The 20,882-nt window shown below is 61.5% G+C and carries 18 protein-coding genes and 1 pseudogene; 14 read left to right on the top strand and 5 right to left on the bottom strand.

What is annotated here, in order from left to right:
* Nucleotides 1-1,041 carry a FecCD family ABC transporter permease gene (locus tag ACVTFQ_RS22545; protein WP_162741332.1) on the bottom strand — a complete coding sequence of 347 codons (1,041 nt, stop codon included), beginning with the start codon at nt 1,039-1,041 and terminating at the stop codon, nt 1-3.
* Nucleotides 1,038-1,985 carry an iron-siderophore ABC transporter substrate-binding protein gene (locus ACVTFQ_RS22540; protein ID WP_470424171.1) on the bottom strand — a complete coding sequence of 316 codons (948 nt, stop codon included), beginning with the start codon at nt 1,983-1,985 and terminating at the stop codon, nt 1,038-1,040. Before ACVTFQ_RS22540 ends, ACVTFQ_RS22545 begins: the two co-directional genes overlap by 4 nt.
* Nucleotides 1,986-2,346: 361 nt before the next feature.
* Here ACVTFQ_RS22540 and ACVTFQ_RS22535 point away from each other — a divergent pair, with 361 nt between their 5' ends.
* Nucleotides 2,347-4,488: a TonB-dependent siderophore receptor gene (locus ACVTFQ_RS22535; protein WP_113176761.1), complete on the top strand. Its 2,142-nt coding sequence runs from the start codon at nt 2,347-2,349 to the stop codon at nt 4,486-4,488.
* A gap of 56 nt (nt 4,489-4,544) precedes the next feature.
* On the opposite strand, the gene ACVTFQ_RS22530 is transcribed toward ACVTFQ_RS22535, so the two are convergent.
* Both ACVTFQ_RS22530 and ACVTFQ_RS22525 read right to left on the bottom strand, forming a co-directional pair.
* On the bottom strand, nt 4,545-5,435 hold the full coding sequence (locus ACVTFQ_RS22530; protein ID WP_112437407.1) for a helix-turn-helix domain-containing protein: 891 nt from the start codon (nt 5,433-5,435) through the stop codon (nt 4,545-4,547).
* Between the two features lie 187 nt (nt 5,436-5,622).
* Nucleotides 5,623-6,324, bottom strand: a complete 702-nt coding sequence (locus ACVTFQ_RS22525) for a GntR family transcriptional regulator (protein ID WP_162718273.1) — start codon at nt 6,322-6,324, stop codon at nt 5,623-5,625.
* Between the two features lie 121 nt (nt 6,325-6,445).
* On the opposite strand from ACVTFQ_RS22525, the gene ACVTFQ_RS22520 reads away from it, so the two are divergent.
* The 9 genes and pseudogenes from ACVTFQ_RS22520 to ACVTFQ_RS22480 all read left to right on the top strand — a co-directional run.
* Entirely contained in the window at nt 6,446-7,960 is a 1,515-nt protein-coding gene (locus ACVTFQ_RS22520) for an aldehyde dehydrogenase family protein (RefSeq protein ID WP_113176893.1), read from the top strand.
* A 253-nt stretch (nt 7,961-8,213) separates the two neighbouring features.
* Nucleotides 8,214-9,164, top strand: a complete 951-nt coding sequence (locus ACVTFQ_RS22515; protein ID WP_047503633.1) for a sugar ABC transporter substrate-binding protein — start codon at nt 8,214-8,216, stop codon at nt 9,162-9,164.
* A gap of 69 nt (nt 9,165-9,233) precedes the next feature.
* Entirely contained in the window at nt 9,234-10,253 is a 1,020-nt protein-coding gene (locus tag ACVTFQ_RS22510) for an ABC transporter permease (protein ID WP_313760874.1), read from the top strand.
* Nucleotides 10,253-10,990: an ATP-binding cassette domain-containing protein gene (locus ACVTFQ_RS22505; RefSeq protein ID WP_016554332.1), complete on the top strand. Its 738-nt coding sequence runs from the start codon at nt 10,253-10,255 to the stop codon at nt 10,988-10,990. The genes ACVTFQ_RS22510 and ACVTFQ_RS22505 overlap by 1 nt, the downstream gene beginning before the upstream one ends.
* A gap of 31 nt (nt 10,991-11,021) precedes the next feature.
* Nucleotides 11,022-11,864 (top strand): 5-dehydro-4-deoxy-D-glucuronate isomerase, encoded by an 843-nt coding sequence (gene kduI, locus ACVTFQ_RS22500; RefSeq protein ID WP_112950162.1) that lies wholly within the window; start codon nt 11,022-11,024, stop codon nt 11,862-11,864.
* Complete coding sequence (gene kduD, locus ACVTFQ_RS22495; RefSeq protein WP_112437412.1) at nt 11,861-12,616, top strand: 2-dehydro-3-deoxy-D-gluconate 5-dehydrogenase KduD; 756 nt, start codon at nt 11,861-11,863, stop codon at nt 12,614-12,616. The genes kduI and kduD overlap by 4 nt, the downstream gene beginning before the upstream one ends.
* Before the next feature lie 3 nt (nt 12,617-12,619).
* The gene (locus ACVTFQ_RS22490) at nt 12,620-12,955 is read left to right on the top strand and encodes a cupin domain-containing protein (protein WP_409527962.1); all 336 of its coding nucleotides are present in this window, start codon (nt 12,620-12,622) and stop codon (nt 12,953-12,955) included.
* Nucleotides 12,956-13,063: 108 nt separating this feature from the next.
* Nucleotides 13,064-14,077, top strand: a complete 1,014-nt coding sequence (locus tag ACVTFQ_RS22485; RefSeq protein ID WP_113201195.1) for an IS30 family transposase — start codon at nt 13,064-13,066, stop codon at nt 14,075-14,077.
* Between the two features lie 107 nt (nt 14,078-14,184).
* Nucleotides 14,185-15,014, top strand: a pseudogene (locus tag ACVTFQ_RS22480) (IS30 family transposase); the annotation flags it as partial.
* 66 nt (nt 15,015-15,080) lie between these two features.
* Here the strand turns inward: ACVTFQ_RS22480 and ACVTFQ_RS22475 are convergent.
* On the bottom strand, nt 15,081-15,794 hold the full coding sequence (locus ACVTFQ_RS22475) for a TfuA-like protein (protein ID WP_113176729.1): 714 nt from the start codon (nt 15,792-15,794) through the stop codon (nt 15,081-15,083).
* A 229-nt stretch (nt 15,795-16,023) separates the two neighbouring features.
* On the opposite strand from ACVTFQ_RS22475, the gene ACVTFQ_RS22470 reads away from it, so the two are divergent.
* From ACVTFQ_RS22470 to ACVTFQ_RS22455, 4 genes are all read left to right on the top strand, one after another.
* Entirely contained in the window at nt 16,024-17,964 is a 1,941-nt protein-coding gene (locus tag ACVTFQ_RS22470) for a hypothetical protein (RefSeq protein ID WP_113176728.1), read from the top strand.
* 24 nt (nt 17,965-17,988) lie between these two features.
* Complete coding sequence (locus ACVTFQ_RS22465) at nt 17,989-18,207, top strand: hypothetical protein (protein ID WP_113176727.1); 219 nt, start codon at nt 17,989-17,991, stop codon at nt 18,205-18,207.
* 315 nt (nt 18,208-18,522) lie between these two features.
* The gene (locus tag ACVTFQ_RS22460) at nt 18,523-20,016 is read left to right on the top strand and encodes an aminotransferase class V-fold PLP-dependent enzyme (RefSeq protein ID WP_113176726.1); all 1,494 of its coding nucleotides are present in this window, start codon (nt 18,523-18,525) and stop codon (nt 20,014-20,016) included.
* Entirely contained in the window at nt 20,003-20,881 is an 879-nt protein-coding gene (locus ACVTFQ_RS22455) for an MBL fold metallo-hydrolase (protein ID WP_113176725.1), read from the top strand. Before ACVTFQ_RS22460 ends, ACVTFQ_RS22455 begins: the two co-directional genes overlap by 14 nt.
* Nucleotide 20,882: the final 1 nt, after the last annotated feature.

The following is a 20,882-nucleotide window of genomic DNA, read 5'->3' as shown; positions in this document are numbered from 1 at the left end:
TCACAGTTCACGAACCCTTTGGCGTCTGACGATCCATATGAAGAACGGCGCACCGATCAGGGCGGTGACAACGCCGACATCGAGCTCGGCCGGACGAGCGACGATGCGTCCGACGATGTCGGCGGCAAGGAGCAGGCAGGCGCCGCCGATGGCGGAGAAGGGGAGGAGCCAGCGGTGATCGACGCCGATCAGCAGCCGGCAGAGATGCGGGACGACGAGGCCTATGAAACCGATCGGTCCGCAGATTGCCGTTGTCGCGCCGCAGAGCAGAATGGCACCAAGCGCGCCCATGCCGCGCGCCACTGCCACACGCTCGCCGAGCCCGGCCGCCAGATCGTCGCCCAGCGCAAGCGAGTTGAGTTTCCGGGCGGAAAGGAAGCTGATCGCAAATCCCACCGCCAGGAAAGGCAGAACCGGCACGATCCGCTCAAAGGCCGCCCCGCCGACGCCGCCGATCTGCCATGAGCGTATGCCGCCGGCGATATCGGCGCGTGGGAGAACGACGGCGATCACCATGGAGGCGAAGGCGACCGAGGTCGCAGCGCCAGCAAGCGTCAGCTTCAGCGGCGTCGCGCCGCCACGGCCCAACGAGCCGATGGTGTAGACAAAGCAGGCAGAGCAGCCGGCACCAACAATCGCTGTCCAGACATAGGCTTCGGCGGAGGCGATGTTGAACCATGCGACGCCGACGACCACGGCAAGCGAGGCGCCCATGTTGACGCCAAGGATACCGGGATCGGCCAGCGGGTTGCGCGTCACGCCCTGCATGATCGCACCCGCAAGCCCAAGCGCGCCGCCGGCAAGCATGGCAAGGACAGTACGTGGGACGCGAACGGCAACCGCAGCCTGGCCGATATCATCGACATGTCCGAAGAGCGCCGCGCCGATATCGCTCCACGGCACCTGACGCGTGCCGACGGTGATCGACAGCGCAAGCAATGCCACGAGCAGCATGAACAGACCCGCCAGCCACAGGCCCCGGGCGCCGTTCGACCGTGCGGCGATGGCCGCCGGCGCGACCGTCTTTCTCGATGAAGTCATTTCGACTTTTCCACGCCCTCGGCAAGCAAAGCGACATAGTCCTTCAGCACCCAGGAGATCGAGAGCGGTGTGGGATTCGCGGCTGTCCCGACGCTGTTTGCGCCGAGAATAACGATCGCCCCCTTTTCGACAGCCGGCATCTTGGACATCAGCAGGTTTGCCGTGACCGCCGACAGCAGTTTCATATTGCCATAGGTCACGACGAGATCGACGTCGTCGAACATGTCGATGCGCTCGGCGCTGATCGAGCCCGAGAATTTGCCGGGTTGCGAGACATCGACAACGCTCTTCGGGCTCTCGAGCCCGAGATCCTTGAAGAATTTCACGCGTGTATCGTTGGTCGTGTAGAAGTTGATTGTACTGAGGTCGAGTGGGTTGAGATGCGTGACGAACATGGCCTTCTTGCCGCGAATCTCCGGGTGCGTGGCCACAGCCGAAGCGATCTCGCCTTCGATCTTCTTGATCAGCGCCTCGCCCTCCGGCGCCATCCCCATGCCGGCGCTATTGAGGCGGATCATCTCGCGCCAGTCGGTGGACCAAGCGGCGTCAGGATAGGCGACAACCGGGGCGATCTGGCTCAGCGTATCGTAATCGGCCTGGCTGAGTCCGGAGTATGAGGCGAGGATGACGTCGGGATGCGTGGCCGCGACCGCCTCGAAGTCGATACCATCCCCCTCGTCAAACAGCACGGGCTTGTCGGCGTGAAGTTCCTTCAGCCTCTCAGCGACCCAGGGCAAAAGACCATCACCGTCATCATCGCCGAAATTGGCTTTCGCAAAGCCCACGGGCACGACACCAAGCGCGAGCGGCACCTCGTGGTTCGCCCAGGCGACGGTGGCGATCCGTTCGGGCCTTTTCGGGATGATCGTCGTGCCGAGCGCGTGCTTTATGGTGATGGGGTAGGTGACGCCCTCATCGGCGAACGCGCCGCGAATGGGCATCATCAATGCGCATATCACCACCGCGAGGGTAAGGCGCCAGAACCGAAACATTGTGCAAACTCCGCCGAACGTATAAGTGGACCCTCACTTTCAGGTTAAGGCGTGAGCGTCAACGGCAATGCGTTTGTCGAATGGCCAGGCAGGCGAGATTCCCATGGTATCCTACAAAACGCGGAAAACTTACAATACTAGACAATCTCGCTCAAGTTAGAGGCTGTGACCGGGGATGTAGACGAGACCATGCCGACTGGCGACTGCTTCGCGCATTTCGCAACGTCGTCTGGTGCGTTCCCCTGCAACCGGCATGCACTTTCGGTCTCCACCGGGTGTCTACCATGGTGAAATCAGCTTCTGGAACGCGAATATGAATATCGAAACAAAAGGCCTGCGCTCTCAACGAACCCGTCTTCGCTGGCGCAAGGCGGTGCTGCTGGGATGCACGGCCATCGGCGCTCTCGCTCCTGCCGTCTCCTTTGCGCAGGACGCATCCAGCTCGGATTCCGCGACGACGCTGGCGCCGATCGTTCTGGAAGGGCGCAAGGCCTCGGGCACCAGGATTGATACCAGTAACGATTCGAAGTCGATCGTCGCCACGCAGACCACCGGCGCCGGCAAGTTGGCGACCGAGATCCTGGACACACCGGCCTCCGTTTCGGTCATTACCTCCAAGGAAATCGAAGAGCGCAATGCCGACACGATGGAAAAGGTCGTGCAGTACACCTCTGGTGTCGTCACCGACTTCTACGGCTCGGACGATCGTTTCGATTATTTCGATATTCGCGGCTTTACGCCCTACACCTATCGTGACGGCCTGGCGATCGGCAGAACGTTTGCCGGTGTCCGCGAAGAGCCCTACGCATTCGAGCGCATCGAAATCCTGAAGGGCGCCAGTTCCTCGAGCTTCGGTTCGGCGGAACCGGGCGGCTCTGTCAACTACGTCACCAAGACGCCAAAGTCGGAACGCTTCGGCGAAGTCTATGCGACGGGAGGCTCTTTCTCGCACAAGGAAACCGGCTTTGATTTCGGTGACAACATCACCGCGGATGACACGCTTTCTTATCGCCTGACCGGCAAGTTGCAACGGGCGGACGACGAGTATGATTACTCGCAGAACGACGAGAACTTCATCATGGGCGGCCTGACGTGGCGCCCGACGGACGCAACGAACCTCACCGTCGTTTACGACCACCTCGACAAGGACGGCGTTCCCGGCAGCGGCGGCCATCCGCTCGGCACCGATCTCGACCCGAGCGCATTCTTCGGCGAGCCGGACTATTATTTCAACTCGACGAACCGCAACACTCTGAACGTGATGTTCGACCACGAGTTCGACAACGGTCTGAGCTTCAGCTCCAAGGCGCGTTACAGCAAGTCGAACGATGGTTTCGGCAGCGCCTATATCGGAAGCACACCGACCGACGGTTCCACAACAGCCGGCCGCTACTTCTTCGGTAACGAGAGGTCGAACGAGCAGTTCATCATCGACGCGAATCTTGCCTACGAAGCAAATTTCGACAACGTCGAGAGCCGAACGCTTCTCGGTGGCGAGTACAACGCGTTCAAGTCGGACAGCGACAATTTCTACACGGGGGCACCTTCGATCGACTGGCTGAATCCAGTCTACACGGGTGGCCCTGGCCCAATGTCGCCTTACTCGAGCACCCTGAACGACCAGAAGACGGCAGCAGTGTATCTGCAGCAGGATCTGACATTTTTCGACAGACTGACGGTCAGCGTCGGCTTGCGCAATGACTGGCTCGACCTCGACGAGACGAACCAGCTCACCGGCGTGACCACCTCGGGCACTCATAGCGAGTTCACCAAGCGCATCGGTGTCAGCTACAAGCTGACCGATGAATGGGCGACCTATGCGAGCTACGCCGAATCCGCTGCTCCACCTGCCGTGGGCGCTGATCCGACGACCGGAAAGCAGTATGAAGTCGGCGTCAAATACAAGCCCGACGCATTTCCTGCCTTGTTCACCGCTTCGGTCTACGATCTGACCAAGGGCAATATCACCGTTGCCGATCAGGTCACCTATCTTCCGATCACGGTCGACAAGGTCCGGCATCGCGGCTTCGAATTCGAAGCCAAGGCGGAGATGACGGACAACATCAACCTGATCGCCAGCTACAGCTACATCGATTCCCGCATCGACGAGCCGGGCGGCGTGAACGACGGCAACCGCTTGATGCGCGTTCCCAAGCATTTCGCTTCGGTGTGGGGTACCTATACGCTGGAAGGCGATGGCCCTCGCGGCGACATGACCTTTGGTCTCGGCGCGCGCTATACCGGCGCCTACTTCACCAACATCACCAACACGATTTCAGCCGATAGCGCGGTCGTGTTCGATGCCGCCTTCACCTACAAGTTCGCCGAGAACACGACGCTCCAGCTGAACGCCAGCAACCTGTTCGACGAAAAGCACGTCGCCAGCAAGGATGGTGGCGCGGTCTACTACAATCCCGGCCGCACGATCATGGCAACGCTGCGCCAGACCTGGTGATCGAACCTTGAAAACACGGACTGTCCCGCCCGCCATGTGCCGGCGGGACTTTCGCCTTAGATACCCTGACGAATTCGCCGCCAGGCAGCCGGTGTTTCGCCAACGATCTGTCTGAAGACCTTGGTGAAATGCGCCTGATCGGAGAAGCCGAGCTGGGCCGCCACGCCGGCAACCGTCACGCCCTCGTCCAGCAAGGTTCTTGCGAGGTCGATGCGCTTGGCAAGCTGCCATTGTAGCGGGGTCTTGCCGGTGGTCTGCTTGAAAACGGTGGCGAACCAGCTCTCCGACAAGCCGACCGTCGCCGCCATGTCGGCGACGGACATCCGGTAATCGCTTGTCCTGTCCATGCGAGCGGTGAGCCTGTTCATCTGCGCCTGCGTCATGCGGCCGTCACGTTTCTCGCTGCCTTCGTCCGGCAGGTCGAGAAGTCCCGTGACGATGCTGCCAATCAGGCTTTCGGCATAGAGGGCATGGCGCGACGGCTTCGCTATCTCGTCGACGAGCAGCCCGCCCAACGTCTGGACGGCGCCCGCATCCTGGATCTCCACCGGCCGACGCAGGGCCGATAGCGCGGCCGAGCTGCCAAGCGAAGGCGATAGAAACTTCAAAATCCGGTCTTTGTGCATATGCAGGTTCAGATGTGAGAACCGGTGCGTGGATCGGCTGGTTGTCCACATCGGCACTCCCGCAGGCACATAGATGGCACGGGTCATCGATCGGGCATTGTTGGAGAAGTCGCCGTTCTGGTTCGACACATGGATCTGAGATGAGACGTCGTTGAAGAAGATCATGATGCGCGGATCATCGGCCAGATAATAGCCCTTCGCCCCAGACTGGCTTTCTGCTTCCCAGTAGGCGCTCACCAGGCCATCGAACTGGCGCCATTTCACCGGAGCAACGACCCGAATTCCCTCGGTGTGCCATTTCATCGTGTGCCAGAAAGCCAATGCCAAGATCCGTTTACGCTGAGATGGCGGCGCATGCGCACGGCATGACCCTTGCGCCATCTCTTAATCATCCACGCCCTTGCCACACCAAGGAGCATATCGAAAGAAAGATGATTTTAATACTCATATTTATTAGCAATAACAAGAGCGGAGAGCAGCTCCCCGGCTGAACACCCTCAGCGCCGCATCATTCGAACAGGTCGGGATTATCCGCCTCGATCTGCGGCAAATCCGACAAGATCCCATTGAGATGCGCGCGCATAGCGCCAGCGGCGGCGTCCGCGTCGCGTCCGTCGATCGCCGTAATGATCGCCTCGTGCTCCGCAATCAGCCGCATCATGGAATCGGGGTGGCGAAGCTGCAGATTGCAGACACGGTCCATGTGGGCCTTGATGTCGGCGATGGCGTTCCAGGCCAGGCTGCAGCCGGCGCCTTCGGCAATCGCGATATGGAACTGCTCGTCCTCGCGCCGGAATGCGTTGTGATCGTGCGCCCCCATGGCCATCCGCTGCTTGCCGATGATCGTGTCGATCCGGCGGCGCGTCCAGCTGTCGAAGCTCTCACTGGCGCGCCGCGCAACCGCTGTCTCCAGCGCCTCGCGCACGAAACGCGCCTCCATCATCTGCCGCGCCGAGATCCGGACGACGACCGTGCCTCTGTTGGGGCGCACATCGACCAGCTTCGACCTCCCGAGCGCGATCAGCGCCTCGCGCACCGGCTGTCGCGAGACGCCCATGCGGGTCGCGATCTCCTGCTCGGAGAGCCGCGTGCCCGGCGCCAGTTCCAGCTTGATGATCTGCTCGCGCAGGTCGCGTTCCACCTGCGCCGCAGCGGTTTCGCCGGTCTCAATCTTCAAGGATTCGAGGTTCATGTCTTTCGTCGCCGTCATCCGTTGACATCCAATTTAAACCACCATACAGTACCATACAATCCAAACGCAACATAAATCCGGTGGCCTAAAGCCGGGAAGAAAGGGAGGGCCGGCACGATGTGTCGGCTTGGAGGGAAACGTGCTGTCCAATTTCATTGCGCCTGATTCCAGTGATCCGCGGCTGAACATTAAATCCCGCTACCAGATGCTTGTCGATGGCAAGTCGGTGGATGCCGCATCCGGCCGCACGATTGATCGTGTCAGCCCCGGTCACGCGGGCGTCGTGGTCGGCACCTGGCCGGAAGCTTCGGCGGATGATGTACGCTTGGCCGTTGCCGCCGCCCGCCGCGCCTTCGATACCGGCCCGTGGCCGCGCATGTCGGGCGCGGAACGCTCGCGTCTGATGTTCAAGGTGGCCGATCTGATCCTCAAAAATCAGGAAGATCTGGCGTTGGCCGAAAGCCTCGAAGTCGGCAAGCCGATCGCCCAGGCGCGCGGCGAGATCGGCTTCTGCGCCGACCTCTGGTCCTACGCCGCCGGCCAGGCGCGCGCGCTGGAGGGGCAAGCGCACAATAATATCGGCGACGATCGTCTTGGTCTGGTGCTGCGCGAAGCCGTCGGCGTCGTCGGCATCATCACCCCCTGGAATTTCCCCTTCATCATTGCCTCCGAACGCGTGCCGTGGGCGATCGGCGCCGGCTGCACGGTCGTCCTCAAGCCGTCCGAATTCACCTCGGGAACGTCGATCCGCATGGCGGAACTGGCACGTGAGGCCGGCATTCCCGATGGCGTCTTCAACGTCGTCACCGGCTATGGCGATCCGGCCGGCCAGCTGCTCGCCGAAGACCCTGGCGTCGACATGGTCGCCTTCACCGGCTCCGTACGTGTCGGCACAAAGCTCGGCGAGATCGCGGCACGTAGCGTCAAGCGTGTCGGGCTGGAGCTCGGCGGCAAGGGTCCGCAGATCGTCTTCGCAGACGCGGACCTCGAGGCTGCCGCCGATGGCATCGCCTATGGCGTCTATCACAATGGCGGCCAGTGCTGCATTTCAGGCAGCCGGCTCTTGGTTCAGGAAGGCATTCGAGACGCATTGATGGAGCGCCTGCTCGACATCTCGCGCAAGGTGACCTTCGGCGATCCGCTGAACGACCGCACCAAGATCGGCGCGATGATCTCCGAAGCGCATGTCGGCAAGGTCCATTCCTACGTGGAGGCCGGTATCGCGTCCGGTGCCGAACTGCTGCTCGGCGGCGAGCGCGTCGGAAAGGACACCGGCATTTACTACGCACCTACCGTCTTCGCAGGCGTGAAGCCGGAGATGTCGATCGCCCGCGAGGAGATCTTCGGGCCGGTGCTCTCGACCTTGACCTTCAAGACCGCGGACGAGGCCGTGGCGCTCGCCAATGCCAGCGAGTTCGGCCTTTCCGCCTCGGTCTGGTCCACCAATCTCGAAAACGCCATGCAGAGCATCCGCCGCATTCGCGCCGGCCGCTGCTGGATCAACAGCGTCATCGACGGCACGCCGGAACTGCCGATCGGCGGCTACAAGAAAAGCGGCCTCGGCCGCGAACTCGGCCGCTATGGCTTTGATGAATATTCCCAGTTCAAGGGCGTGCACGTGACGTTCGGGCGACCGGCGCCGTGGTTCGGCTAAAGCATGTCTCCCGAAAGTGGTCACCGGTTTCGGGATAAAGACATGCGACGAAACAAGAAGCTGAAGCGCATGAGCGAATCTGAAAGATCGCGACGCGCTTCAGGGAGATAAAGGGATAGGGCGTTTCCGCTTTTGGGAGAAGGCGGGACGTCTGGGAGGAAAATCTCGGCCGGCGTGATCTTTGGTCGGAGCCCGCCAGCCGAGACTTGGGTCTTTCGACCCACATTGCACATCCATAAGGGAGGATACGCAAATGAAATTGACCAGGTTGAAAACCGCAGCACTCGCCGCGGGTATCGCCACGATGATGACATCTACGGCATTGGCGGCCGACGTCAAGGCAACGATGATCATCTATCTCGATCCGAGCGTCCAGTTCTTCAACCCCGTGGTGAAGGGCGCCAAGGACGCGGCGGCACAGTTCGGCGTCGATCTCGACGTGCAATACGCCAACAACGATCCGGTCCGCCAGAACGACCTGATCGAGAGCGCGACCGCCGCAGGCGTCGATGGCATCGCCGTCGCCATCTCCTCGTCGGATGCCTTCGACGAAAGCATCTGCGCGGCCGTCAAGGCCGGCATCGTCGTCATCGGCTTCAACAATGACGACCTCGAAGGCGCCAAGGGCAATTGCCGCCAGGCCTATGTCGGCATGAACGAATTCTCCTCCGGCTACGAACTCGGCAACCGGATGATCAAGGAATTCGGCCTGAAGTCCGGCGACGTCGTCTTCAATCCGCGCGAAATCCCCGAGGCGAGCTTCGCGGTCGCGCGTGGCGGCGGCATCGAGAAGGCGATGAAGGAAAACGGCATCAAGGTCGAGACGGTTCGCGCCGGGCTTGATCCGGCCGAAGCGCAGAACATCATGGCGCAGTTCCTGATCGCCAACCCCAACGTCAAGGCCGTGTTCGGCACGGGCTCGGTCACCTCGACCGTCGGCGCCGGCGCCATCAAGGATGCGGGCGTGAAGGTTCCGTTCGGCGGCTTCGACCTCGCGGTCGAGATCGTCAATGCGGTCGAGTCAGGCGCGATGTTCGCGACCATGGACCAGCAGCCCTATCTCCAGGGCTACTACCCGATCGCCCAGATCGCGCTCTCGAAGAAGTACGGACTGACCCCGACCGACGTCGACACCGGCCAGGGCGCCTTCCTCGACAAGTCGCGCATCAGCTCGGTCAAGCCGCTGATCGGCAGCTTCCGCTAACCGCGTTTCGTGGGAGCCTGCCGGCGATGTCGGCAGGTTCTCCGTCTCCAATCGATCGAGTACCAGACCGTGACACCAATTCTTGAGACAAGTGCCGCGCCCCGGTCGCGGACGCAGAAACAACCGATGATCCGGCAGATCATGGCGATGCCGGCAGGCGCGATCTTCCTCGTCTTCATGACGCTGCAGATCGTCTGCATCGCAGGCGCCTTGCTCTATCCCGATCAGTTCCGCTACCTCTCGCCGCAAAACCTGACGATCCTGATGAAGGCTATCCCCGTGCTCGGCTGCCTGGCGCTCGGCGCCGGTGTGCTGATGATTGCGGGCGAATTCGATCTCTCCATCGGCTCCGTTTACACCTTCACCGCCATCCTGATGGCAAGCCTCGTCGGCGCCGGAATGAGCGCCTTCATAGCCGCCCCGCTCGGCGTTCTCGCCGGCATCATGATCGGCCTGCTCAACGGCCACATCACGCTGCGCTTCGGGCTGCCGTCCTTCATCGTGACCCTTGGCGGCCTTTTGTTCTGGCGCGGCGCAGTGCTGCTCTATAACGGCGCGGTCCAGGTTCGCTTCGATCCGGAACCGATCTTCACCAGCCTGTTCTCAGGCACGCTGCTCGGCATCAACGCCGCCTTCATCTGGATCGTGCTCTTCGTCGTCGGTTTCCACTACCTCGTCCACCATCACCGCTTCGGCAACCATGTGTTCGCCACCGGCGGCAATCGCGGTGCTGCGGAAGCGATCGGCATCAACACCAACCGCGTCAAGCTGGTGGCCTTCGCGATCGCCGGCGGCATGGCGGCGGTTGCGGGCATCATTGCAACGGCCCGCGTCGGCAGCGTGCAGCCGGGGCAGGGCGCCGGACTGGAGCTTCAGGCGATCGCCGCCTGCGTCATCGGCGGGCTGTCGCTGCGCGGCGGCCGAGGCTCGATCATCGGCATCTTCCTGGGCGTGCTCCTCATCCACACCATCACCGACGTGCTGCTTCTTTTGCGCGCGCCTGGCTTTTATCTCGACATGTTCATCGCGACGCTGATCGTGCTGGCCGCCATCTTCAACCATCTTATCGAGCGGCGAGGTCTTGCGTGATGTCGGCCCCCAATCTTCTTGAACTGCACAACATCTCGAAAAGCTTCGGCGCGCTGACCGCGCTGCGCAATCTGAGCTTCCACATCGGCGAAGGCGAAGTGGTGGGGCTGCTCGGTGACAACGGCGCCGGCAAGTCGACGACAGTCAACCTGATCTCCGGCATCCACAAGCCGACAGACGGCTATCTCAGCGTCGACGGCAAGAAGACGGCGTTTACCTGCCGGTCGGATTCCGCCGATGCCGGTATCGAGACCATCTATCAGCATACGGCGCTGGTGGATTCGCTCTCGATCACTCGCAACATCTTCATGGGCCGCGAGCTCACCGATCGCTTCGGCTTCCTGCGCCAGCGCGAAATGCGCGAGATTGCCATGGAGGTGCTGCAGAACGCGGTCCATATCTCCGGCATCGATAGCCCGGATACGCTCGTCGGCAATCTCTCCGGCGGCCAGAAACAGGCCGTCGCCATCGCCCGCGCCGTCTATTTCAAGAAGCGCGTGCTGCTTCTAGACGAGCCGACCTCGGCGCTCTCGGTGCGCGAGACAGAGGCGCTGTTGAACCAGGTGCTGAAGCTCAAGGCGGAAAACGTCTCGAGCGTGCTCGTGACCCACAACATCTACCACGCCTATCAGGTCTGCGACCGCTTCGTGATCATGAGCCACGGCACCAAGGTGTTCGATGTCGACAAGGCGGACACGACGATCAACCAGCTGACCGAATATGTCGTGCTCACCTGATCCCACCCAACAGACGGAAGGGGCATAGCCCGTGACCATTTCAGTATCAGTACGCCAGGTCGTCGGACCAGAGGACGCCGCAAGGCGTGACACGCAGGGCCTGCGCGACGGCTTCGTGATCGAGAACCTGTTTCGCCCCGGCGAAGCAAATCTCACCTACAGCCACCTCGACCGCATGATCGTCGGCGGCGTGGTGCCGACTGTGAAGCCTCTGGAGATCGCTGCCATCGCCGAGACCGGCACGGAGCGCTTTCTCGACCGCCGCGAGGCCGCCATCGTCAACATCGGCGGCGCAGGCACGGTCAGCGTAGGGGGTAAGGCTTACGAACTGGGCTTCCAGGAAGCGCTCTATATCGGAATGGGCGAGGGAGCGTTGAGCTTCGCAAGCCGCGATCAAGGCGAACCGGCGCTCTTTTACCTCTTGAGCGCACCCGCGCATCGGACCTGCCCGACTGTTCATATCACCCGCGAGATGGCGAGGAAGGTGGTCGTGGGTTCGGCGGAGGAATCCAACGCCCGCACCATCAATCAATACGTCCACCCCGATGTCTGCGACAGCTGCCAGTTGCTCGTCGGGCTGACCATGTTCGAGCCGGGTTCGGTCTGGAACACCATGCCGGCGCATGTTCACGATCGGCGTATGGAGGTCTATCTCTATTTCGGCATGCAGGAGCAGACGCGCATCTTCCACTTCATGGGAGAACCCAGCGAAACGCGGCATGTCGTGCTGAAGAACCATGATGCGGTGCTGTCGCCCGGTTGGTCGATACATTCGGGTGCAGGAACCGGCCGTTACGCCTTCATCTGGGCCATGGCTGGCGATAATATGAGCTTCACCGACATGGACAAGGTGCCGATGGAAGACCTGCGATGAGCCTTTTCGATCTCACCGGCCGCTGGGCCATCGTCACCGGCGCCAATACCGGCATCGGCCAGGCCATCGCGGTTGGCTTGGCTGACGCAGGCGCTGATATCGTCGGCGTCGGCCGCTCGGCGATGGACGAGACAGCGGACGCGGTCACATCGACGGGGCGCCGGTTCGTATCGCTCAAGGCGGACCTGTCCGATACCGGGGAGGCGAAGGCCGTTGTCGAACGCGCCCTTGCCGCCGGCGCCTCGCCCGACATCCTCGTCAACAATGCCGGCATCATCCGTCGCGCCGACGCGCTGGAATTCACGGAGGAGGATTGGGACGCGGTGCTCGACACCAACCTGAAATCGGTCTTCTTCCTCTGCCAGGCCTTCGCGAAGGCCGCGGTCGCGCGGCAATCGCCGGCAAAGATCATCAACATTGCCTCGCTCCTCTCCTTCCAGGGCGGCATCCGCATCCCGTCCTATACGGCGGCGAAAAGCGGGCTTGCGGGGATCACCAGGCTGATGGCGAACGAATGGGCCTCGAAGGGCATCAATGTGAACGCCATCGCCCCCGGTTATGTCGAAACCAACAATACCGAGGCGCTTCGCGCCGATGCCGAGCGTAGCGCCGATATCCTCAAGCGCATCCCGGCCGCCCGCTGGGCCAAGGCCGAGGATATGGTGGGCACGGCGGTCTATCTGGCGTCGCGCGCTTCCGATTATGTTCATGGCACGGTGCTGCCGGTCGATGGCGGCTGGCTTGCCCGATAGGAGATGATAATGGCCGATCACTACACGCTTCCCGACGACATCACCTGGACCGAAGTCGCGCCCGGCAACCGCCGCGCCGTACTGTCCCATCGCCCCGAGGCGATGCTGGTCGCCTTCCGCTTCGAGCCCGGCGCGATCGGCGCGCTGCATTCGCATCCGCATACCCAGGTGAGCTATGTCGCCGAGGGTGCCTTCGACGTGACCGTGGATGGCGTCACCACAAGGCTGGATGCCGGCTCGAGCTTCATCGTTGCACCCAACCTGGTGCACGGGGTGGTCGCGCTTGAAAAGGGAATGCTGATCGACACCTTCACGCCACGGCGGGATGATTTTCTTTAGTCACGTTAGTTCCATAAGATGGATTATCGAACAAAGGCATGTAGCCGGGGCAGATTCCATTTTCAAATGCAACGAGGACAATAATGGCCATGGTTTCAGGAGGATGGAATGGCCCGCTCTTTTGTGCAGTTGAGTTTGGATGAACGCCGCATCATCGCGCGGATGCATGAGAAGAAGATCAGTCAAGCGGAGATCGCGCGCGCCCTTCGCCGCGACCGCTCGACGATCTGCCGGGAACTGCGACGCAATTTCTGGCATGATCGTGACGTTCCGATTGCCGAAGGATACTGGCACGTCACTGCACATGGGATGGCGGTCGACCGGCGCCGCAAATACCGTAAGCTGCTGCGCGATCCTGGTCTGTGTGCCGCCGTGATAGATCGCTTGAAGGATGGCTGGTCTCCGGAACAGATTTCCGGGCGGCTGCGGCTTGCCGGTGGTGCCGCCACCCGGCTGAGCCATGAGACAATTTATCAGTACGTCTATTCGCAGGAAGGCCAGGATCAGCAATTGGCGCGTCACCTGCCTGAACGACGCCGCAGACGGCGGCCGAGATATGCACGCAAGCCAAGAAACCTCGTATTTCCAATGGAATGCGCCATTCGCAACAGACCTGACATCATCAATTCCCGAAGTGAATTCGGTCACTGGGAAGCGGATCTGATGATCTTCAGAAAGGAGCATGGCGCCGCAAACATCGCCACCGTCGTGGAGCGCAAGAGCCGTTACACTCTGCTGTTTCGCAACAATGACCGGCGCTCGAAGCCGATCATGAACCAGTTGATCCGGCATCTCGCACCCCTGCCCGTCCAAGCCAGGCAAAGCCTGACATTCGATCGAGGACTGGAGTTCGTGTCATGGCGCGAGCTCGAGCACGGCATGGGAACGACCGCCTGGTTCTGCGACCCCCAGGCTCCCTGGCAGAAGGGCACGGTCGAGAACACAAACAAGCGTGTTCGACGATACCTGCCGCCAGAAACGGTCGTGCTGGATGTCAGCAATCAGGAGATCCGTTCCCTGTGTAACAGGCTGAATGACACGCCGCGCAAGTGCCTAGGATTTCAAACGCCAAGGGAGATGTTCAGCAGACATCTATTGGCTCTGGAAAGGCAATGCGTGTAGGTTTCGAAGTAGCGTTGCATTCACGTTGGAACCAGCACGGGTGGGTTCAAGGATGAAGTGCGACTTGCGAATGATACCAATGGGTTGTCACTCGCAAGGAAGCTGCAATGAAACGCACCTACTCCCACATCGACATGGATGAACGGCGTAAGATCGCCCGCTGGCGCATGGCGGGCCTGACTGTTGACATCATCGCCGAGAAGCTTGGGCGCCATCGCTCAACGATTTTCCGGGAGATCAAGCGCAACATGTTCATCGACGAGGTCATCCCGGATCTCAACGGCTATTACTGTGTAACAGCGCATGACATGGCCTGCGAACGACGCGCCAAGCTGAGGAAGCTGGCGCGGTTCGCGCGCGTCCGTCAGTCGGTGATTGATCGGATCAAGCACGGTTGGTCGCCGCAGCAGATTGCCGGAAGGATGCGTTTGGAGCGTCATCCTATATCGGTCAGTCACGAAACGACCTATGAGTTCGCGTATTCGCCCGACGGCCAGGCGATCAAGTTATGGCGGCACCTCCCGGAGCATCGGGCTCGGCGGCGACCTCGACATGCAAGACGCAAGCATCGCCAACGGTTTAGCCCGGACCTCAACATTCTGCGCGCCCTGCTTCTGTCGCTGACCGAAAGCAGTTCGGGCACTGGGAATGCGATCTCATTCAGTTCCGCAAGAAGTTTGGAAAAGCCAATGTGACGTCGCTCGTCGAACGCGTGAGCCGCTTTGCCATCTTCCTGCGTAACAATGACCGGCAATCCAGACCCGTCATGGATGGCCTCGTCCAGACCCTGAAAGCCCTGCCCCATCTTGCGCGTCGCTCCATCACTTTTGATCGCGGCACGGAGTTCACCGACTGGCCTTATCTGCAAGCCAGCATCGGTACACCGGTCGGATCGGGGGCTGATCCGAGCAGCCAGTGTCGCGTTTCTAAATGGCTGACAATGTCGCAGCCCTATTCAGCTTTGACATGACATACTGATTGCGAAGCAAGCGCGACGCCTCCCTCATTGCCCATTCGGAAACTCGGCCTTCCAGAAATCCGTCGCCTGAAATGTCCAAGTGAAGTCCGGCGCGAATTTTTCATCCGGTGTCTTGGTGACCCTGTCGATCAGAAGCTTGGCGTCCTGGAGTTTCAGATTGACGTTGTTCTCGCGCAGCAGCATGAGAATTCGCGCCCCCCGCTCCGCCTCGCCGAACGCTCGCAGCGCCAGCTGGCGATAGGTGCGCTCCTTGAAGAAGATGTCTTGGGCGGCGGCCTGGAGGGTGTCGTGTTCCTCGCGACTGATATGAGCAAGCTCCAGGCATCGCGATACGGTGGCTCGGACGTTGACGAGCGGTTCGCTGAGCGGCAGGTAACCCATCTCCGCCGGCGCGTGCGCCTGCGCGACATCGGAATCGTCTTCGAGCGTGTTGGACGCGAAGCCTTCATAAATTTCGCCGATGCCGATCATTCCGTAAGTGGCGCACTCCGCGGCGCGCAAGGCGCCCATGCTGGCGGCGCCGAACATATGCACGCCCATCGACAGCCCGAACAGGATCTCCTTGTGCCAGATGGCCGGCACCTGTTCGTAGATGCCGTCGATCAGGCCGATGACGTTGGCGCCATCCATGATCGCCCGATAAACGTCGCCCTGCCTTGCGGGCGGACGCAGCTCACAATCCCCGCTGGGCGGCAGATCCGCGCCAAAGAGCGTTGGTCCGGCAAAGATAACTCGCATCTTTATCCCGATCTTGTCTCACGCGCCCGAAAGACCATACGTTGTTTTGCGCATTCACTTGCAAACGCGGAGTGTGAGAAGCTGAAAGTGAACGCTTCCGAGCGCGAGGATAGTACAACCTTTGCGTCTCGCAAGTGCGAATGCAGCTGTTGAATGTCGGCGCGCATCGTGACAAACTGCCTGCTGGGATGAGGCGGCGCTCAATAGAAACGGGCTGATCAGGGGTGACATGACGTTCGTTCTGGAGACCTTTGGAAAGGTGCGGTTGGCCGGCGAGGATGGCAACCCCATTGCTTTGCCGGAAAAAGGGCTATTGCTGCTTGCCTACCTGCTGACGCTCGACGCGGGATCGGCCTACCGAACCACGATCGCCCGCTTTTTATGGGGCGAGACGGATAACGGCGCATCCGACACGACCTTGCGAAAGCTGCTGTCGCGATTGAAGGCCTATCAGAGTGATCTCGGATCCAGCTTCGTATCCTTCGAGGGCAGCACGATCGCGATCGACCGTGATCTGCTGACGTCGGACATCCAGCTCATTCAGCAAGACGAGGCCTCCGCGCCGTTCGCGCGGCTGCGGCGGCTCGTCAAGCTGCTAGACCAGCCCTTCCTCGGCCCGGTCAAGATCCAGAGCCGGGAGTTCAAAAGCTGGGTCGTCGATGAGGGCAATCGGCATGTCGAGCTTCTCGAACGCACGCTGAGAGAGGCGCATGGCGACGCGCAGACCCGCGACGACGCGGAAGTGCTGCGCAAGGCGGCGGTCATCCTTTTCCGTTCCGAGCCGCAGGATCCGGAAACGCTGCGGTTATTGCTGAAGATCTTCAACGCGGAGCAGGACGTTGAATCGCTTCAGAATTATTTCGCCAAGCGACGCGGTTTGATCGAACGCGCAGCCAAGTTCTCCGCATCCGACAAGGGTAACGGCGGCGCCAAGGTTGCGGCTGAAGCGAAAGCGCCTTCGCGCAATGGCGCGGCCGCGGGCTTGTCCGTCGAGGCAGGCAGTATAGCCCATGCGATCCCGCGCCTCGTTCTGCTTCCACCGAGCAACCAATCGGCCAACCCCGACGCGGGGCTCATCGCCTCGTCGCTGATCGAGGACATCACCATCGGCTTCTGCGCTTTCAACAGCCTGCGGGTGATCGCACCCTACTCCGCGGTCCAGGTCGGCCACAATGTGGAAACGCAGGCCGCCTTCCTCGAGCGGCAGGCCGTCAACTATGTGCTGGAGACGCGTATCAGCGGCGGCCACGACGACGTGACGTTGTTTGGGCAACTGATCTTCGTCGACGACGCCCACGTTCTCTGGGCGGAGCGCTTCGGGCTGCACCGCCTCGATCTGCTGCGCGACAAGCGTGCGATCTCCCGCCAGATCGCCCTCTCCGTCTCGCGCGAGATCGCCCGGCATGAAGAGCAGCGTGCCGATATCGAGCTCAATCCGGTGGCCTATCACCGCTATCTGGTCGGCAAGCGCGACATGGCCAAAATGACGCTTCCCAATCTCCGGCGTGCGCGCAAGGAGATGAAGGCAGCCCTCGCCGCCAGCCCCGATTTCGCGCCGGCGCTGAGCGCCATGGGACGCACCTATTCCAAGGAGTGGCTGCTGACCGCGCGCGGCGATATCGAGCTCTTGAAGCAGGCGGAGAACCTCTCGCGACAGGCGATCGAAAAGCGCTCGGACTTCGCCGACGGATACCGCGAATTCGGGGTCGCCAAGCTTTTGCAGGGCGATTTCGACGAGAGCGCCGAGGCGATGGAAGTCGCCGAAGCGCTGGCGCCGCACTACGCCGACGTCATCGCCGACCACGCCGACACGCTGGTACACTGCTCGCGACCCAGCATGGCGCTGCAGAAGATCGAACGGGCGATCGAGCTGAACCCACTGACGCCGGACATGTATCTCTGGACGGCGGCCGGCGCCAACTACGCGCTCGGCGAGTTTGGCTCGTCGATCGACTACATCGGCCAGATGTCCGACCCCAGCCTCGCCGATCGCCTGGCGGCCGCCAGCTGGGCTATGATGGGGCATGCCGACAAGGCGCGCATCCTCGTGCGCCGCGTGCGTGAGGCAAACCCGAACTTCGACGTCGATACCTGGCTGGCGGCAGTGCCCAGCAAGGAGCAATGGCATAAGGACCTCTACCGAGAGGGCCTCAAGAAGGCAGGCTTTTAACCGTTATCTTGGAGGGAAGACAACATGAGCGCAGTCGTTGTCATCAGCATCACTGGCGAAGAAGGTCTTTGGGTCGCCGATCTCCGCGCGGGAACCGTCACCCCGCTCGATCCGCCGGCGGGCAGCAAGCTCAAGGAGGTTTCCGATCTCCGCAAGAGCGGCACGTCGATCACGAAGGACGTCAATTTTGCCGTCGTCGTGAAGTCCGCCAAGGAAGCCGCGTCCGGGCACTACGAAGGCTAGTCCGGGCTAGGAATCCAGGTCCGCCAGTTGGTCGGCGCCTTGTCTTGCGCAAGGCGTCTGCTTTGCCGTGCGCGTTGTTTATGGGACTGCGGTATCCCCTTCTCCGGCAATCCGTCATTCTGAATCGCCGAATCGCCGCCGTTTTCGCTCAGCCAAATCGAGTCCATCGGCATATCCATTTCAAAATTGGCTCTAAGCTCGGTTGAATTGGGTCACTTGACCCAGCTTCAGCCAATTCCGCCTAAAATCAGGTGAGTTTGCTCGACCCGTTCCAGATTACAATCCACGTCGCCATCCCCAGCAAGGAGAACAGCCGTGGAAACCCCTCGCCTCGCCCCAGCGCCGACAGCATTGTCGAAATTCCGCGATGGTCTCGGAGGTGCCGACATCATCGCCACTCTTCGCGACGGGCTGGTCGGAGCGAAAGCGAAGATATCCGGTCCCTATGGCGATAAGAGCCTCGTCTACGCCGACTATGTCGCGTCGGGCCGCTCGTTGCACCAGGTCGAGCGCTTCGTTCTCGAAGAGGTTCTCCCATACTACGCCAACAGCCACACCGAGGCCTCCTATTGCGGTGGCTTCATGACGCGCATGCGTCGCGAAGCGCGCGGCTTGATCGGCGGCTTCTGCGGTGCCAATAGTGACCACGCGGTCATCTTCACGGGTTCTGGCGCGACTGCGGGGATCAATCGACTGGTCTCGCTGTTCGGCGTGACGGACGCGATTGCTTCGGGCAAGCGTGCGCGCGTCGTGATCGGCCCCTACGAGCATCACTCCAACATCCTGCCCTGGCGCGAGAGCGGTGCGGAGATCGTCGAGATCCCCGAGCAGGCATCCGGCGGCCCTGACCTTGGTCTGCTCGAAGCAGCACTGCGTGACAGCGACGCGGATCTCACGATCTGCACGCTTTCGGCAGCCTCCAACATCACCGGCATCACCAGCGACGTTGCCGGGATCACCGGCATCGTCAAGGCTACCGGCGCCAGAATGATCTGGGACTACGCCGGCGCCGGCCCCTATGTGCCGATCGCCATGTCACCGGCATCAGGTGCCGACATCGACGCCATCGTCGTTTCTCCGCACAAGTTCATCGGCGGCCCCGGCGCTTCCGGCATCCTGATTGTCCGGCGCGACGCTGTCTCGGCGACCAAGCCCTCATGGCCGGGTGGCGGCACGGTGAAGTTCGTGTCGCCCACAACGCATGACTATAGCGACAGCCTCGAAGCCCGCGAGGAAGCCGGCACGCCGAATGTCGTCGGCGACATCAGGGCCGCGCTTGCCTTTATGGTCAAGGACGCGATCGGCGGGCAGGCGATAGCCGAGCGTAACTATACGCTTGCCAAGCGCGCCTTCAGCGCCTGGAGACATATCGAGCGGCTGGAAATCCTCGGCCTGCCCGGCCCCGACCGCCTGCCGATCTTCTCGTTCCGCGTGAAGGACGGCAAGGGCGGCTATGTCCACCAGCAGCTAATCACGCGCATGTTGAGCGATCGCTTCGGCATCCAGGCGCGCGGCGGCTGCGCCTGCGCCGGGCCTTATGTCCACCGGCTGCTCTCGATCGACGAGCAACAGTCCGAGGTGATCCGGCAGGCCATTCTGTCCGGCGACGAGATCATAAAGCCCGGTTTCATCAGGTTGAATTTCAGCGTTTTGCTCGATGACGAAAAGGTCCGTTTCATTCTCGATTCCGTCGCCCAGATCGCCGCCGATGCGACCACTTTTGAGAGGGATTACGACTTCGATCCGAGCCGGGCGATCTTCTTCCCGCGTGCGGCGGCCACGGAGAGCACAGTTTATGCAGCAGCCTGAGATCGCCGGATTCCACGATGTGCGCACGGGCAGCATCCAGTATGTGGCTTCCTGCCCGAAGACCCGCAAATGCGCCATCATCGACCCCGTGCTCGATTTCGACGAGAAATCGGGCTCGACGGCGACGACGAATGCCGACCGCCTGCTCGACCACATCGCGCGTCATGGCCTGACGCTTGAGTGGATTCTCGACACGCATCCGCATGCCGACCATTTCTCCGCCGCCTCCTACCTCAAAAAACGCACCGGCGTGCCGACCGCAATCGGCGAGCATGTCGCGCAGGTGCAGCGGATCTGGAAAGAAATCTACAACTGGCCCGACATCGCCTGCGACGGATCGCAATGGGACCGGCTGTTCTCCGACGGCGACACGTTCAGGGTCGGCGATCTCGAGGCCCGCGTGATGCATTCGCCCGGTCACACGCTGGCATCGATCAGCTACATCGTCGGCGACGCGGCCTTCATCCACGACACGCTCTTCATGCCCGATAGCGGTTCGGCGCGGGCGGATTTTCCGGGCGGCAGTGCCAACAGCCTGTGGACATCGATCGAGCGCATTCTGGATCTCCCCGACGAGACCCGGCTTTTCACCGGCCACGACTATATGCCCGGCGGACGCGAGGCCTTGTGGGAAAGCTCGGTTGCCGATCAGAAGCAAAAGAACCCACATGTCGCCGGTCGTTCGCGCAGCGAGTTCATCGAGATTCGGGAGGCCCGCGACAGGACCCTGCCGATGCCGAAGCTCATCTTGCATGCGCTGCAGGCCAATATCCGCGGCGGCGCATTGCCGGAGTCGGAGGCCGATGGCCGGCGCTACCTTAAGATCCCGCTCAACGCCCTTCCCGGAACGGTCTGGGGGAGATGAC

This window comes from Rhizobium sp. O111 (assembly GCF_055616315.1).
The sequence above is the reverse complement of the archived record's forward strand: the minus strand, read 5'-3'. Positions and strand labels throughout refer to the sequence as shown.

What these genes read in the sequence shown, in the direction of transcription:
- ACVTFQ_RS22545 (WP_162741332.1), bottom strand. Translation starts at nt 1,041, where the DNA reads ATGACTTCATCGAGAAAGACGGTCGCGCCGGCGGCCATCGCCGCACGG.
- ACVTFQ_RS22540 (WP_470424171.1), bottom strand. Translation starts at nt 1,985, where the DNA reads ATGATGCCCATTCGCGGCGCGTTCGCCGATGAGGGCGTCACCTACCCC.
- ACVTFQ_RS22535 (WP_113176761.1), top strand. Translation starts at nt 2,347, where the DNA reads ATGAATATCGAAACAAAAGGCCTGCGCTCTCAACGAACCCGTCTTCGC.
- ACVTFQ_RS22525 (WP_162718273.1), bottom strand. Translation starts at nt 6,324, where the DNA reads ATGACGGCGACGAAAGACATGAACCTCGAATCCTTGAAGATTGAGACC.
- ACVTFQ_RS22515 (WP_047503633.1), top strand. Translation starts at nt 8,214, where the DNA reads ATGAAATTGACCAGGTTGAAAACCGCAGCACTCGCCGCGGGTATCGCC.
- ACVTFQ_RS22505 (WP_016554332.1), top strand. Translation starts at nt 10,253, where the DNA reads ATGTCGGCCCCCAATCTTCTTGAACTGCACAACATCTCGAAAAGCTTC.
- kduD (WP_112437412.1), top strand. Translation starts at nt 11,861, where the DNA reads ATGAGCCTTTTCGATCTCACCGGCCGCTGGGCCATCGTCACCGGCGCC.
- ACVTFQ_RS22490 (WP_409527962.1), top strand. Translation starts at nt 12,620, where the DNA reads ATGATAATGGCCGATCACTACACGCTTCCCGACGACATCACCTGGACC.
- ACVTFQ_RS22485 (WP_113201195.1), top strand. Translation starts at nt 13,064, where the DNA reads ATGGCCCGCTCTTTTGTGCAGTTGAGTTTGGATGAACGCCGCATCATC.
- ACVTFQ_RS22475 (WP_113176729.1), bottom strand. Translation starts at nt 15,794, where the DNA reads ATGCGAGTTATCTTTGCCGGACCAACGCTCTTTGGCGCGGATCTGCCG.
- ACVTFQ_RS22470 (WP_113176728.1), top strand. Translation starts at nt 16,024, where the DNA reads ATGACGTTCGTTCTGGAGACCTTTGGAAAGGTGCGGTTGGCCGGCGAG.
- ACVTFQ_RS22465 (WP_113176727.1), top strand. Translation starts at nt 17,989, where the DNA reads ATGAGCGCAGTCGTTGTCATCAGCATCACTGGCGAAGAAGGTCTTTGG.
- ACVTFQ_RS22455 (WP_113176725.1), top strand. Translation starts at nt 20,003, where the DNA reads ATGCAGCAGCCTGAGATCGCCGGATTCCACGATGTGCGCACGGGCAGC.